This window comes from Verrucomicrobium spinosum DSM 4136 = JCM 18804 (genome assembly GCF_000172155.1).
GTDB lineage: Bacteria > Verrucomicrobiota > Verrucomicrobiia > Verrucomicrobiales > Verrucomicrobiaceae > Verrucomicrobium > Verrucomicrobium spinosum.
In genome coordinates this window covers 5,776,411-5,791,240 of sequence record NZ_ABIZ01000001.1, presented here as the reverse complement: position 1 = coordinate 5,791,240, position 14,830 = coordinate 5,776,411, and the positions used below count along the sequence as shown (strand labels likewise).

Below are 14,830 nucleotides of genomic sequence, written 5' to 3'. Positions count from 1 at the left end.
TTTTTCTGGGTGGCCTGACAGACCCCCGTGGGGCCGTGAGAGTTCCTGTGCGGAGGAGGGTGCGAGTGCATTTCGGTAACGCAGTGGTCCGGTAAACCAGTAGATCAGTATATCGGTTGCTGCACCGAGAGAGTATGGAGTTTTCTCGAGCACATGCCGCTGCCCCTCATCTCAGGTCTTCTGTCTTTCGCCTTCCAGTCTTTTGTCTCCGCCGAAGGCGGCTGTCCCGCGATCACGTCACAGTTGAAATTCCCCTCATGATGTACGCGTTATGCTTTTCGCAGTTATCTCTGTCCCGCCAAGCCACCACCCATGCCTTCTCTCTACCGACGCATCACCGTTCCCCTCGCCGCCACGGCAGCTCTCAGTCTCGCCGCCTTTACGGCGCTTGCAGAGACGCCGCAGTGGATCTGGTCCGCCGCTGAGGCGAAACCCAACCAGACGGTGTATCTCCGCAAAACGTTTAATGTCCAGCAGAGTGATGCCGTTCGCCTACAGGCGACCGGAGATGATGAACTGACCGTTCTGCTCAATGGCAAACCGGTGCTCACGGGCCAGGGATGGGACAAGGTCCAGGTCAAGGAAGTCAGTGACGCCGTGGTCAAGGGGCAAAACGTGCTGGCGGTCACTGGAACCAACCGCGGCGGGAACAAAGGTGCGGTGCTGGTGAAGCTCATCATCGAGACCCGCAACAAAGGACAGACCGAGATCGTCACGGATGCCTCATGGAAGGCCAGTGAGACCGCCCCTGCAGGATGGGAACAGGTAAAATTTGACGACAAAGACTGGAAGCCTGCGATTGCGCTCGCCCCGTTGGGAGGCGGATCCTGGGCCAATCTCAATGAAAAGAGCCTTGCCGCGGCTGCCAACCTGAAGGAGCCGGAAGCCACGGCGGTGAAGGACATCAAGCTCAAGGAGGGCTTCAAGGCAGAACTCCTCTACAGCGTGCCGCTGAAAACTCAGGGCTCCTGGGTGGCTAACACTTTCGACGACAAGGGCCGCCTCATTGTGAGCGACCAGTATGGCAAGCTCTATCGCGTAACGCCTCCAGCGTTGGATGGCAAACCGGAGGACACGAAGATCGAGGAAATCGCTGTGGAGATCGGCGAGGCCCAAGGGCTGCTGTTTGCCTTCGGCCACCTCTATGCCATCACAAACTCCGACAAGTTTCCCCGTGGACTCTACCGGATCAGTGACACGGACAAAGACGACAAGTTCGACAAGGTGGAGCAGTTGCGTGCCTTCCCCAACAAGGGCGGTGAACATGGTCCTCACGCTGTGGTGTTGGGACCGGATGGCAAATCTCTCTATTGCGTGGTGGGCAATCAGACACCTCTCACTGAGATGGACAGCAGCCGGGTGCCCCGGCATTGGGCGGAGGATGTGCTGCTGCCGCCTCTTGTCGGGCGTGGCTTCATGCGGGATGTCATGGCGCCGGGTGGCTGGGTCGCCAAGACGGATCCCGATGGCAAGACGTGGGAATTGATCACCACCGGCTTCCGCAACGAGTACGACGCAGCCTTTAACCGCCAGGGGGATCTTTTCACCTATGACGCGGACATGGAGTGGGACTTCAGCGTGCCCTGGTACCGGCCCACTCGCGTGTGCATGGTGCAGAGCGGTGGCGAGTTTGGCTGGCGGTCCCTTTCGAAGAAGTGGCCGGTGCGCTGGGAGGACAGCCTTCCGCCCGTCACAGACATCGGCCCTGGTTCACCCACAGGGGTGGCTTTCGGGTATGGCGCGAAGTTCCCGGCGAAATACCAGGAGGCGTTCTTCATCTCTGACTGGAGCTATGGCAAACTCTACGCCGTGCACATGAAGCCCGAGGGTGCCGGGTACAAGGCGGAGTTCGAGGAGTTCATGAGTGCCAATCCGCTGCCGCTCACGGACCTGGCAGTCTCTCCAAAGGATGGCGCACTCTACATCACCATCGGTGGTCGTCGTGTGCAGAGCGGTCTCTACCGGGTCACGTACACGGGCAAGGAAAGCACTGCTCCTGCACCGCTGACGCTTCAGGGCGAGGAGAAACAACTTCACGAACTGCGCCGCAGTCTGGAAGCCTTCCATGGCAATGCGGACCCCGGGGCGCTGGCAGCTGCCTGGCCGCAGCTCGGTCATCCTGACCGTCTCATCCGCTTTGCCGCCCGCATTGCGGTGGAGCATCAACCCCTGGCCACCTGGAAGGACAAGGCCCTGGCTGAAACGTCCCCCCGTGCCTCGCTGATGGCGCTCATGGCGCTGACTCGTGCTTCCAATGGAGACAGGGCTTTCTATGAGCCGGTGATGAATGCGCTGGAGCGCATCAAGTTTGCCGATCTCAAAGGGACTGACCGGGAGCTCTACGTGCGGGTAAACATGCTGGCTTTCTCCCGCTTTGGGGAGCCGGCGGACGGCGTTCGTAAGAAGGCCATTGGCCGTCTGTCTTCCATCTTTCCGACCAGTGAACCCTGGCTGGATGTGGACCTCGTGAATGTGCTGACGTTCCTGGGAGACCATGCCTTTGTGGCCAAGGCCATCCCGATCCTGGAAAATGCCCCGACCCAGGAAGAGCAGATTGCGCTGGCTCAGAGCCTGCGATTCGCCAAAGCTGGCTGGACTCCGGAACTGCGCGAGCGCTTCTTCAAGTGGGTGTGCCTTCGCGCTCCTACCTTCAAAGGTGGCGCGAGCTTTGACCTCTTCATGCAGGACATCCGCAAGGATGCCGAGGCGGGGCTCACAGAGGCAGAGAAGGTGGCGCTCAAGCCCATCCTGGAGGCCAAGCCGGATGTGAAGGCTCCGCAGTTCACCTTCACTCTCAAGTCCTTCGTGAAAAACTACACGGTGGAAGACATTGAAGGCCTGCTCGGAGCCGGTCTCGAAGGCGGCCGCAACTTCGTAAATGGCCGCAACATGTTTGGCCAGGCCACCTGCTTTGCCTGTCACCGTTTTGGTCAGGAGGGCGGTGCCATCGGGCCGGATCTCACCAGCGTAGCGGGCAAGTACAGCCCACGGGATCTACTCGTGCACATCATTGAGCCCAGCAAGGAAATCAGCGATCAGTATGGCCAGCTTGAAGTCACGCTCAATGACGACAGCAAGGTGTACGGTCGGATCATGAACCTGGCGGGTGATACCATCACGCTGAACATCAATATGATGGACCCCAATGCACTCCAGCGGGTCGATCGGAAGCTGATCAAGAGCATGGATCAGTCCAAGGTGTCCATGATGCCGCCGGGCCTCCTCAGCACCCTGAATCAAAACGACATCCTCGACCTGCTCGCCTACTTGCTGAGCAAGGGGAACAAGGAAGATCCGATGTTCAAGTAAGTTAGAAGTTAAGAGTTATGGGGAGGCCGTCCGAAGCCTCCCCATAACGTCTAACGCTTAACATCTAACTCTTTGCATCACCCCACGACCACGAGGACAATCGCCGTCATCATCAGGGCTGCACCTGCCATCCTCCAGGCGAGGACCTTGCCGCCGAGGTTTTGTTCCTGGTTGGCAAACCAGTGCCCGACGAGCCAGACAAGAGCCACGCTGAGGAGACCACGCGAGGCATAAATGATGTTGGCGGCGGTGGCTCGACCGTAAATCGCGACCGTGCTGACAAAGATGATGCTTTGCGTGCCCAGGAGTACGGAGCCTCCGCAGAGCCATTTCCATGCGGTTTTGGGGATTTCATGCAGCGGTGCCTTGAAAAGGAATATGAGGCTGAAGGACAGGATCGCATTGATGCCAAAGATCAGCGGCAGCAGCCTGCCCACACCCCACTGCGGCCCCCACTTCTGAACGAGCACGTCAAAGAGGGCGAAACTCACTGCTCCCACGCCGCCAGCCATGAGGGTGACGCCGATGTTCTTCGGCCGTTTGCCCTCGTGCTTCTTGTTGAGAAGGGTGATTCCCGCCACGCTTAGAAAAGCGGCGATCCAGAGCGTCAGAGACACTGGGATGCCCACGACGAGCGGTGTGAAGACGGCGACCAGCACCACCTTGAGGCCGAAGATGGGAACGGCTACTGAAACGTCACCCTTCTCCAGGGCGAGGAACTGGGAGAGTTGCCCAATGAACAGGCACAGGGCGATCAACCCCGGCTGCCAGACGATGTCCCAAGTGACCTCCCGCCCCCCCAGCAGCCAGAGCAGGGCAAAGAGCAGCCCGACAATCTGGTTGGCGACGAAGGTGGTGCGCCACAAGCCAACGCCCGTCTCGCTGGAACGCTTGAACAGCAGCGCGCTGAACACATACATCAGTGCGGCGATGGCCGGGTAAACAATAATCGCGGTGGAAGCGGGCATGAAGGGTGTGGAAGCAGGGAAGGGACGTTCCTATACCTCAGGTTGGGGCTGCGGGAGGAGAATTTTTGGACCCGTGGCGCTCATGGGCCAGCCCCGACAGCGTGAATGTTGGCGATCTGGGGACTCCGCCCCCATTCTTGCTAGACTCCCGGGCGCTTTCGCGTTTTGCTCCCGCCATGAAGAAATCCATCGCCGCCGTTTTCTCCCTTACCCTGCTGGCTGCTGCCAGCGTCATCGCCGGACCCAAAGCTGTGAAAGTTGATCCTCCCTACGCCGCTCCCGCCATCGAAGGCACCGACCAGACGGGCAAGGTCGTCAAATTTGCTGACCTGTACAAGGACAACAAGTTTGTGCTCGTGTACTTCTACCCCAAAGCTGACACCCCGGGCTGCACGAAGCAGGGCTGTAGCCTTCGCGACGGCAATGCCGAACTGGCCAAGAAAGGCGTCAAGATCGTCGGCGTGAGCGCGGACACCGTGGAAGCCCAGAAAGCCTTCTCTGAGAAATACACCTTCCCCTTCCAGTTGATCGCAGACAAGGATGGCAAGGTCATTGATGCCTTCAAGGTCGCCAAGCGCCCCAACGGCATGGCTTCCCGTGAAGCCTTCCTCGTAAAGGAGGGTAAAGTGGTCTGGCACGACCCTGCTGCCGCCACTGAAAAGCAGGCGGAAGACGCGCTTAAAGCGGTGGAAGAGGCCAAGTAAGCCCCACCAGGTGACCTTTTGCCCCCGTGTTCCGGTAAGGGATGCGGGGTTTTTGTTTTGCCGGTAAATGCAGCAAATGAATCCAGTTTGCATTTGAGGCGCGTAACATGGCTGACCACGCCGAACTTTTTTCCCCGTCTCAGGTCATGAAATTCAAGAAGCCCCTCCAGTTCCTCATCCCCCTGATTGTTGCCATGGGACTTTTCTCCAGCCTCTTTACGCACGCCAGCGATGGCAAACTCGTTGCTCCCTACGACGCTCCCAAGGTGGAGGCCCAGGACCAGAACGGCAAAACCGTCAAACTTGAGGATCTCTATTCCAAGGGGCTGACGCTCGTCTATTTTTACCCCAAAGCCGACACCCCGGGCTGCACGGCGCAAGCCTGCAGTCTGCGGGATGCCTACACAGATCTCACCAAGGCCGGCATCCAGGTCGTGGGTGTCAGCACGGATGGCGTCGAGGCGCAGAAGAAGTTTGAGAAGAAATACAATCTCCCCTTCACCCTGCTGGCGGATCCAGACGGGAAGATTCTGACGGAGTTTGGCGTGAAAAAAATTCCTCTGGTGGGCTTGGCCACACGTCAGGCGTTCTTGGTCAAGGATGGCAAAGTCATCTGGCATGACGCCAAGGCTTCTACCGTTGAACAGGCGGCGGATGTGCTGAAGGTGGTTCAGATGGACGGTAAGCCGGTGAAGCAGTGATCCAGTAAAGCGGTAAGTCAGTGCGTCAGTGCGTCAGTGCGTCAGTGCGTCAGTGCGTCAGTGCGTCAGTGCGTCAGTGCGTCAGTGCGTCAGTGCGTCAGTGCGTCAGTGCGTCAGTGCGTCAGTGCGTCAGTTTTTGCGCGAGTTGGCTCATGAACCCGAAGGGTTCGCCAATCCTTAGCCATGGGTCGGCCGAGCGGAGCGAGGACTACCCATGGTATGGGGTTCGGTAAATTCTACCGCGGAGCGGTAGGCCATCACGGCCCAATGACGGATGGAGTGAATATCGGGATGGTCGTTCGGGAATCTTGATGATGCAGGGAGACTAGCTCTGCTGGCATTCATCAATGGCTGCGGGGACCTGTCTCCAGCAGGTGAAAGCGGCTCTTGTGATTTCCTATGGCCTGATAGCTGAAACAGGGTGGAAAGCCAGCGTGACGCTGGGCCTGTCACGGACATCATTCACTCCCTTGCTGCGCTGCAGCATCCTTCGAAACCTTGGCATCCTCCTTGGCCTTCTGGTTAGATGAACGGAACTTCCAGGTCGACTTGAACTTGTCGATGGCCGCCTTGGCTCCTTCCGTCGCCAAATCTTCCACCTTGTCGGTATTGAACAAAGCTTTGCGATCCTCTGCCGTGGTAACCTTCTGCAGAAGGGTGAGGGATTTTTCGGCGGGTTCTGGGGCAGGTTTGGGCGCTAAAATCTGGATCCATATCCACCCCACGGCTGAAATCCACACGATGCTGACCCCAGTGAGCAGCACCACTTCTCCAAATAGACTTCTTGCGCGGATCGGTTGGTGACCTCGATATTGATCAGCTTGATGGACCAAACGGAGTCAGGCCAGCTGTCGAAAGATGCCAGGCCCTTTTCTGTGGGGCGCAGATTGGTGCTGGAATACGTTTCACGCTTGCCGCTGCGATTGCCGCAATCCATCGCCACCGTCTGCTGGATCTTGGTGGTGCGTGTGAGCAGGCTGAATGGGGTGCCTGGTATTGTCAGAGGTGGTTTGACGAGGGGCGCCCGACTGACCCGCCGAACTAAAGTTCCCAACGGCTTTGCCGGCACCATGAAGAGCGCTCCAGGCTCTTCCGGCTCCAACTTCGTTTGCCCCCATTCGATCGCCGACATTCGTATCCTCCATGGGGCTGCGCATGTGCCCCGAGATGAACCCGTCTTCAGCGCCACATTTTCCTGCCATGCCCAGTTCGACACGCTCTCAACAACCGGAGCCGTCCCGTCCGGTTTTGCTGGTTTCCACCGTCCGGACGACGATGCCACGTGGCATTCGCCTCACGCACATTGTCACCAGGGCGGACAAGCTGGTTTCGGAGCTGGAAAAGCTCCGGCACAGCGCTTTCCGGCCTCCAGCAGCCGTTTGGCGTCCGTCGGTCAATGTTTACGAGCATCCTTCCAAATTCGAGGTCTGCGTGGATCTGGCCGGCGTAAACAAAGACGAGATCCTCGTTGAGTTGACGGATCGGCGTCTCGTGTTCCGCGGACAGCGGAGCGCTCCAGAGGCGCGTTGTGGGCATCCTCCGTGCGGACGCATCCTCATCATGGAGATCACCGATGGCAGCTTCGAGCGCACCATTGATTTTCCGGTAGATCTGAATGTGCCTGATGCGGATGCCCGACAGGAGAATGGGTGGCTCTGGATCTCCCTTCCCAAGGCCTGATCTCCTGGCAAGCATTCCCACGATTCAACAAAACCACCCCCCGTTGTGAACGCATCTTTCCCCCTACTTTCCATGCAAACTGAGACTCGCTCCCCTGACGATTCTCCTCCCCAAGCTCCAGTCGCCCCGGTTTTGGATGTGGCTGGTGCCGCTGAGGGCTCGACCCGAGCAGGAGATCCTCCCGCCAGCCATCTTACTCTGCCTGTGTTGCCACTGCGGAACACCATTGTGTTCCCCGGGACTGTCGTGCCACTCAATGTGAACCGGGCAGGCAGTCTGCGCTTGCTGGAAGAAAGTCTTCCGCAGGGCAAGATGCTGGCTCTGGTAATGCAGAAAGATCCGGCCAATGATGAACCTGGACCGGCGGATCTGCACGAATATGGCACGGTGGCCAAGGTCATCAGCATGATGCGCCAGACCCAGAACGGGGTGGTCATTCTTGTGCACGGTGAGGATCGCATCCGGGTGCAAAATCCGGTGCAAATGGAGCCTTTTCTGCGTGCTGAAGTGGAGGTGCTGGCGAGTGTGCTGCCGCCAGCCGACGACAACACCGCCGCGGCGATGGCAAACTTGCGCGAGTCGGCCGTGAAACTTCTGAAGTTGCGTCCAGATGCCTCTGAGGAAGCTGTCAACGCCGTAAACGGCATCCATGACACGGCTACGCTTACAGACTTTCTTGCCTCGAACCTGGGGCTGGAGGTGGCGGAACAACAAGCCCTGCTGGAGGAGCGCGATGTGCTGCTCCGCATTGCCCGGCTCCAGGCACATTTGTACAACCAACTGCACATTGCCGAGCTGCAAAGCAAGCTGCGCCAGGACGTGCAGAGCGAGTTCTCTGAGGCCCAGAAGCGGGCTTACCTGCGTGAGCAGGTGCGCGCCATCCAAAAGGAACTGGGGGAGGACGGTGGCACGGAGGAACAGGTGGAAGACCTGCGCCGGCGACTGGACGAGGCTGGGCTGCCTGTGAAGGCGCAGGCGCAGGCCAGGAAGGAACTGAAGAAGCTCGAGATCACCCCGACGGCCAGCCCGGACCATTCCGTCACACTCAACTATCTGGAGACTCTGGCGGACCTGCCCTGGCGGAAGCAGGATGAGGAACACGTGGATCTGAAGATGGCCCAGGAGATCCTGGACCGCGACCATTACGGCCTGGAAAAGATCAAGCGCCGGCTCATCGAGTACCTGGCTGTGCGCAAGCTCAACCCAGCCGGGCATGGGCCGATCCTTTGTTTCCTAGGTCCTCCAGGCGTGGGCAAGACGAGCCTGGGGCAGTCCATCGCTGACTCGCTCGGTCGCAAGTTTGCCCGGATCAGTCTGGGCGGCATCCGGGATGAGTCGGAGATTCGTGGGCATCGGCGCACCTACATCGGTTCCATGCCTGGACGGCTTATTCAGGAACTGCGCCGGTTGGGTACTCGCAATCCCGTGATCATGCTTGATGAACTGGACAAGATGGGCGCGGATTTTCGGGGTGATCCCGCCAGCGCGTTGCTTGAGGTGCTGGACCCACGCCAGAACCATGAGTTCGTGGATCGCTATGTGGATCTGCCCTTTGATTTGTCACAAGTGATGTTCATCGCCACCTGCAACACGCTGGACACGGTTCCTGCGCCATTGCGGGATCGTATGGAGATTGTGCAGTTGCCGGGCTATACTGAACGGGAAAAGCTCGCGATTGGTCGCAACTATCTCGTGCGTCGCCAGGTGGAGGAACACGGGCTCAAACCGGAACAATGTCCCTGGGCGGATGAGGCTATCGCCACCGTGATCGAAGACTACACCCGCGAGGCAGGGGTGCGCAATCTGGAGCGTCAGATTGCCTCCGTGGTGCGCCATGTGGCTGCCCGGGTGGCCAAGGAGGAAACGGAACGCGTGGAGGTGACTCCGGCCGTGGTGGTAGAGGCGCTGGGGGCGGCACAATTTGGCCGGGAAAGCAGGCTGCAAAGCAGTGCCCCTGGAGTGGTGACGGGCCTTGCGTACACTTCAGTGGGAGGGGAGATCCTCCACATCGAGGCTCTGCGTTATCCTGGCAAGGGAGGTTTCATCCTCACCGGGCAACTGGGCGATGTGATGAAGGAATCCGTGCGGGCGGCCCTGAGCCTCGTTCGCAGCCGGGCAGGGGCGTTGGGAATCGATCCCAAGGAGTTTGAGGAAACGGAGGTGCACGTGCACGTCCCTGCTGGAGCGGTTCCCAAAGACGGCCCTTCCGCTGGTATCGCCATGTTCACCGCCCTGGCCTCCCTCTACACAGGGCGTCCCGTCAGCAAGGACGTGGCCATGACGGGTGAGGTGACGCTGCGGGGGCTGGTGTTGCCGATAGGTGGGTTGAAGGAGAAATCCATCGCCGCGCTCCGGGCGGGGATCAAAACGATCCTCATTCCCAAGCTCAATGAGAAAGACATTCCCGAGCTCCCTGCAGAGGTCCGGGAGACCGTACGCATCATCCCTGTGGAGACGGTGGACGAGGTATTGCGGGAGGCCCTGGTCCACGAGCAGGCCCGGTGAGCTCCCATCGGTGCAAGGTCCGGCGGCTTGTGCTTCAAGCGCAACCGCCGGACCTCCCGATGCATGTGGTGTGATCGGAGTTCCCCAACAGTCAGGCCACAGTGCCGCCGCAGGAAGCTGCCCATGACCGGGGCGTCCCTCCCGGCCGAACGCCATACTGGAGCTGACCTGCTAATGCAGTTTGCCGTTCTTCCCCCTTTGACATCCCGCCATTCTGCGCGAATGACTACCGCCTTCCATTCAAAATTATGATGACCGAAGGCGAAGTAGCAGTGTTGGACTATGGCTCACAGTATAGCCAGCTCATTGTGCGGCGAGTCCGCGAACTGGGTTTTGTGTCCCACCTGTATGCGCCTTCGCAGCTGAAGGAACTGAACAAACCGGGTGCTGTGATCCTTAGCGGGGGCCCCCGCAGCACCTCAGAGGTCGATGCCCCGGATGTGGATTTCGATGCCTTGCGTGCCTTGGATGTCCCCATTCTCGGGGTCTGTTACGGGATGCAGCTACTCAACATCAAGCATGGCGGCACCGTGAAGCCTGGAGTGACCCGTGAGTACGGCCCGGCCCGCCTCATCGCCAACGACAGCGTGCTTTTCAAGGATATCCCCGCGGATTCCCAGATTTGGATGAGCCACAGTGACACGGTGCAGAACCTGCCTGAGGGCACCAAGGTAATCGCCACCAATCAGGATGCCGTCCCCGTGGCCCTCCAATGGGGCGAGGCCTGCTTTGGCATTCAGTTCCATCCAGAAGTCACCCATTCCCATCAGGGAACCAAGATCCTCAACAACTTCCTCGGACTTGCCGAAGGCCGGTTGGCGAAGTTCAGCATTGCTTCCTTCAAGGAGCAGATGATTGAAAAAATCCGTCAGGAAGTGGGCGGGCGGGAAGTGATCTGCGGTGTGTCTGGCGGGGTGGATTCCACCGTGCTGGCGGTGCTGCTCCACAAGGCAGGCGTCAAGCAGCGTTGCCTGTTTGTGGATCATGGGTTGCTGCGCAAGAATGAGTCCGAAGAGGTGCAGGCCCAGTTTAAGGAAGTGGGGGTGCCCATCGAGGTGGTGGACGCACGTGAGACCTTCCTGGGGGCGCTCAAGGGCGTGACCGATCCGGAGGCCAAACGCAAGATCATCGGGAACTTGTTCCTGGATGTGTTCTTTGGTGCTGCTGACCACATCGAATTGATGGCGCAGGGTACCCTTTATCCAGATGTCATCGAAAGTGCCACCAGTGGCTCCATTGCCTCCAAGATCAAGACCCACCACAACCGTGTGGACCGGGTGCTGGAACTCAAAGACCAGGGGCGCGTGATAGAGCCACTCGCAGAGCTTTTCAAAGATGAAGTGCGTGCGCTGGGGGAAGCGCTTGGCATTCCGCATCGTGCGCTCTGGCGGCACCCCTTCCCGGGGCCTGGGTTGGCGGTGCGCGTCCCTGGTGAGGTGACGGAAGAGCGTCTCGAGATCTGCCGCAATGCCGATGCGATCTTCATCGAGGAGTTGCGTCGTTCCGGCTGGTATGAAAAGACCTGGCAGGCCTATGCGGCCCTTCTTCCCGTGAAGACCGTGGGGGTAAAAGGGGATGAGCGCAGCTACGAGCAGGCCATCTCCCTGCGCGCGGTGGTGAGCGAAGACGCCATGACCGCCGACTGGGTGGAACTGCCGCACGAAGTTCTGCGCGCCACGTCCCACCGCATTCTGAACTCCGTCAAAGGGGTGAACCGGGTGCTTTACGACATCTCGACCAAGCCCCCGGCAAGCATTGAGTGGGAGTGAGTTCCCACGAGCCCCGGCCGGACGATCCGGCCGGTGGCTTGCATCTTGCTAGTAAGGGGTTGCAAAACGGCCCCGGCCTGATGAAATTCCGGGCAAGTAAGCAGCATGGCCAATCCTACGCAGTTCCGTCACTACCTGATCGCCCAAGACGCTGATGGGGCCAACCTTGAAGTCCTCCGCTCCAGCGAGCAGGTGGCGGTCTTTGCATTCGATTCACGGCGGCAGGTGTTCGTCCACTGCCATGTGCTCCTGGATCCCGTTGAGGACCAGGCGGCCTTTGAGGCTCGCGCCCGCCTGTTTGCAGACAAGGGGCACCCCCTGCGGGCCAGGGTGGTAGAATATGGTGAGGATGACAGCAGCGCTTTCTACATCACGGAGAACGTGGATGGTGAGACCCTGCGAGCCTATCTGGAGCGTCGCGAGGATCTGCCTGCCCGAGTGGCGGTGAAGCTGGCCGTGGCCGTCCTCCGGGTCATGGAGGGGCTGGGGCCGCAGGGCGACAGCCTGCCCATCCGGGCTCTTGAAAGCCTGCGTCTGGTGCAAACTGGACCGCACTGCCTGGTGGCGGTGCTGGCGGATTATCGTCTCGTCACGGCGAAAGACACTGCCAAGGCTGAAGCTCAAGCTTTGGGGCAGCAGATCCAGTTTCTTCAAACTTGGCTGGGAGAGCACCTCCAGAAGTCCTCCGAAGGGGAGGAGGCAACGATACGCAGTGCTGAACTACAGGAGCAACTGGCCCGTGTGTTGGGAGCTTGGAGCCTGCAAGGTGCGGCCTTGTTGCCGCAGGCCATAGCGGATCTCCATAAGCTGGATGCCGCCCCCCAGGAGGGTGAACTTTCCGCTGCGCTCAAGCCCAAGCCGTATCTTGCCCCCATGATGGCCAACTTTCAGGAGTTGGCCCGCAGCATCAGCCAGACCGTTCGTATCCAGAGCCAGAAGCTGACTCCTGCCCAGCCGTATGCGCTGCGGGGCATGTACATGAAGACGGGCCAGACGGTGGTGGTCGAGCAGCTGCCGCCCCGGCGCCTGGCCGGGAATTTCCCAGAGGCCGCCCTCCGGCAGGTGCAGAATCTGCCTAAGGGGAAATATCCGAACCTCATCCCTGTTGTCTTCGTTGAGCACGGTGAGGAGATCGAGTGCATGGGCGAGACGGCGGTGGAAGGCGTGCCGCTGAGTGATCTGCTCGAAACTCGACGGGTGTTGGATCCGCAAGAAGTGTATGTGGTGCTGGCCAGTATGGATGCCGCGCTGGAGCAGATGGAGAAAGCCGGGCTGGCCTGCCATCGCCTGCGCCTTGAGGACATCTATCTTTTCACGGGCTTCGGCAAAGAGGCACCTGTGGATACGGGGCTGCTGAATACGAAGCTGAACGAGTGGCCGGGATTCTCCATCGTCATCCGCACGCACCCCTGCATGCATGGCATGGCAGGTCGTGGGACCGATCCAGGGCTGCTGCTGCCTCTCTCGGGCCAGACCAAGGGAGGGGCCAATCCCGTCTGGAATGGGGGATGGATGGCGGCGCTGGGCTGTTGTCTCGTGGGCATGCCGGATGGCTCTGCCAGCAAGCATGTGACGGGCATTCCTCAGACCGACTCTGTCTGTGCCCTGCTGGAAGATGAACTCCAGCGTACGACCAAAGGGGTGCCTTCACCGCGCGCTTCCTTCCTCTCTCGATTTGCCAAGCTGGTCCAGAAGTATGAACTGGTGCAGCCCAAGCCAACGGTCCCGCATGCGGAACTGAGTGGGGTGGAGCCCGCCCAGGGGGCGGCACGGGAGATGCCACGCGCCGCAACCCCGCTACCCGCTCGCAAGGGGGGCTCGCCTTCGCCCCCGCCTCCAATGCCGCAGCATCAGCGACCCGTTGAGGACGCTGAGCAGCCTGCACTGGGCTTTGCCGAGGCGCTGATTCAAAAATCCTCGGTGGGCGAGGTGGACGATGACTTCGATGAGGAGTTCGCCCTGCCGCCCATGCGCTCTGGCATGCGGGTGCGCAGCTCTACGGTGGAGAGTTCCTGGATGTCGGTGCGGTCCAAGAGACCTTTCTGGCTCACCTGCACCATGGTGGTGGCAGGGGCTCTGCTGGTGGGGGCCGCGCTGGCTCACTTCACCGGCCGCGCTGTCTGGTTGCAGGGGAACAAGGAGAAGACTTCCGCCCCAACTCCGAAGGGGCCTGAAAAGGATGAGGCCGTCACCAAAATCGAACTCCCAGTTCCCCCAGATAGCGGGAAATCAACCAAACTTAGCCTCCCTCCGCCCAGTAAGCCAGTGGTAAAGGACCTGGAGGCCCTGGCGAAGCGCAGTGGAACGTCTGCCCCTGGAAGTGGGGCGGGAGCAGCTCCTGCAGGCGCGGCGGTGGCCAAAAGTACGCCTCCTGTGGAGGTGGCAATGGCGATTCCTCTGGCGTCGGATCCGAGTCTGATTTCCAAACTACAGGATTTGCGCAAAACGGGAGGCAAACTCACGAAGGAGCTTCGCGGATCTGCGGAGCGCGCTGCCCAGGCCGGTAGCTCGGAAGCCATGCTGGCCATGGGCCGGGCGTATCTGCGAGGGGAGGGTGGTCCTGTGGATGAGAGGAGCGGCTTCGTGTGGATTGAAAAAGCGAGTGCTGCCGGAGATTTGGCGGCTTACATTCCCCTGGCTGAGTGCTACCTGCAAGGCTGGGGCACGCCGCCGGATGGCGCAAAGGCGGCCAGTCTGCTGGAGAAGGCCGCCGCAGGTGGTGATGTCGTGGCAAAGGACCTCCTCGGGGTGTGTTATGCCCGGGGCATCGGTGTGGAGAGGGATGATGCAAGGGCCTTCCAGCTCTGCACAGACGCGTACGGCGCAGGGGTGGCGAGTGCCTGCGGAAACCTTGGGGCGCTGTATTTGCGCGGCCAGGGTACGTCCCCAGATGCGGAGCGCGCCGTGCAACTCTTTGCGGAAGGGGCTGGCCGTGGCCATGCTGAAAGCATGATGCTCTACGCCCAGTGTCTGGAATACGGGACAGGGGTGCTGACCAATCGGGATGAAGCGTCCCGCTGGTACCAGCAGGCGGCCCGGCTGGGCAATGCTGCGGCGGCCGGATGGTGCCGTCAGAAGGGTGTCGCCTTTTGAGGCCCGCTGATGGGCCGGCGAACTGGCTACTGTGGCGCGTGAACCCGATCCTATTGCGATAGATGGAAAAGTTCCGTCATGCCGCCCTTGGCAAATACCTG

The 14,830-nt window shown here is 60.1% G+C and carries 9 protein-coding genes; 7 read left to right on the top strand and 2 right to left on the bottom strand.

Annotation, left to right across the window (positions count from 1 at the left end):
- The first annotated feature begins 312 nt into the window (after positions 1 to 312).
- The gene (locus VSP_RS23465; protein WP_009963759.1) at positions 313 to 3,309 is read left to right on the top strand and encodes a c-type cytochrome; all 2,997 of its coding nucleotides are present in this window, start codon (positions 313 to 315) and stop codon (positions 3,307 to 3,309) included.
- A 77-nt stretch (positions 3,310 to 3,386) separates the two neighbouring features.
- On the opposite strand, the gene VSP_RS23460 is transcribed toward VSP_RS23465, so the two are convergent.
- Positions 3,387 to 4,277, bottom strand: a complete 891-nt coding sequence (locus tag VSP_RS23460) for a DMT family transporter (protein WP_009963758.1) — start codon at positions 4,275 to 4,277, stop codon at positions 3,387 to 3,389.
- A gap of 176 nt (positions 4,278 to 4,453) precedes the next feature.
- On the opposite strand from VSP_RS23460, the gene VSP_RS23455 reads away from it, so the two are divergent.
- Together VSP_RS23455 and VSP_RS23450 are read left to right on the top strand one after the other, a co-directional pair.
- Positions 4,454 to 4,981: a peroxiredoxin gene (locus VSP_RS23455; RefSeq protein WP_009963757.1), complete on the top strand. Its 528-nt coding sequence runs from the start codon at positions 4,454 to 4,456 to the stop codon at positions 4,979 to 4,981.
- Between the two features lie 146 nt (positions 4,982 to 5,127).
- A complete protein-coding gene (locus tag VSP_RS23450) occupies positions 5,128 to 5,682 on the top strand; it encodes a peroxiredoxin (protein WP_009963756.1) in 555 nt (184 codons plus the stop codon).
- Positions 5,683 to 6,140: 458 nt separating this feature from the next.
- Here VSP_RS23450 and VSP_RS23445 read toward each other — a convergent pair whose 3' ends face one another.
- Positions 6,141 to 6,449 carry a hypothetical protein gene (locus VSP_RS23445; protein WP_009963755.1) on the bottom strand — a complete coding sequence of 103 codons (309 nt, stop codon included), beginning with the start codon at positions 6,447 to 6,449 and terminating at the stop codon, positions 6,141 to 6,143.
- A gap of 433 nt (positions 6,450 to 6,882) precedes the next feature.
- Between VSP_RS23445 and VSP_RS39920 the strand changes: the two genes are divergently transcribed.
- The 4 genes from VSP_RS39920 (at position 6,883) to VSP_RS39915 (ending at position 14,729) form a co-directional block, all read left to right on the top strand.
- Entirely contained in the window at positions 6,883 to 7,362 is a 480-nt protein-coding gene (locus VSP_RS39920) for an Hsp20/alpha crystallin family protein (protein WP_157211022.1), read from the top strand.
- A gap of 72 nt (positions 7,363 to 7,434) precedes the next feature.
- Entirely contained in the window at positions 7,435 to 9,867 is a 2,433-nt protein-coding gene (lon, locus tag VSP_RS23435; protein WP_009963751.1) for an endopeptidase La, read from the top strand.
- A gap of 248 nt (positions 9,868 to 10,115) precedes the next feature.
- Complete coding sequence (gene guaA, locus VSP_RS23430) at positions 10,116 to 11,636, top strand: glutamine-hydrolyzing GMP synthase (protein ID WP_009963750.1); 1,521 nt, start codon at positions 10,116 to 10,118, stop codon at positions 11,634 to 11,636.
- Positions 11,637 to 11,741: 105 nt separating this feature from the next.
- A complete protein-coding gene (locus VSP_RS39915) occupies positions 11,742 to 14,729 on the top strand; it encodes a Sel1-like repeat-containing protein kinase family protein (protein ID WP_009963749.1) in 2,988 nt (995 codons plus the stop codon).
- Positions 14,730 to 14,830 lie beyond the last annotated feature (101 nt).

Coding starts and splice junctions, on each gene's coding strand:
- VSP_RS23465 (WP_009963759.1), top strand. CDS start 313: ATGCCTTCTCTCTACCGACGCATCACCGTTCCCCTCGCCGCCACGGCA.
- VSP_RS23460 (WP_009963758.1), bottom strand. CDS start 4,277: ATGCCCGCTTCCACCGCGATTATTGTTTACCCGGCCATCGCCGCACTG.
- VSP_RS23455 (WP_009963757.1), top strand. CDS start 4,454: ATGAAGAAATCCATCGCCGCCGTTTTCTCCCTTACCCTGCTGGCTGCT.
- VSP_RS23450 (WP_009963756.1), top strand. CDS start 5,128: ATGAAATTCAAGAAGCCCCTCCAGTTCCTCATCCCCCTGATTGTTGCC.
- VSP_RS39920 (WP_157211022.1), top strand. CDS start 6,883: ATGCCCAGTTCGACACGCTCTCAACAACCGGAGCCGTCCCGTCCGGTT.
- lon (WP_009963751.1), top strand. CDS start 7,435: ATGCAAACTGAGACTCGCTCCCCTGACGATTCTCCTCCCCAAGCTCCA.
- guaA (WP_009963750.1), top strand. CDS start 10,116: ATGATGACCGAAGGCGAAGTAGCAGTGTTGGACTATGGCTCACAGTAT.
- VSP_RS39915 (WP_009963749.1), top strand. CDS start 11,742: ATGGCCAATCCTACGCAGTTCCGTCACTACCTGATCGCCCAAGACGCT.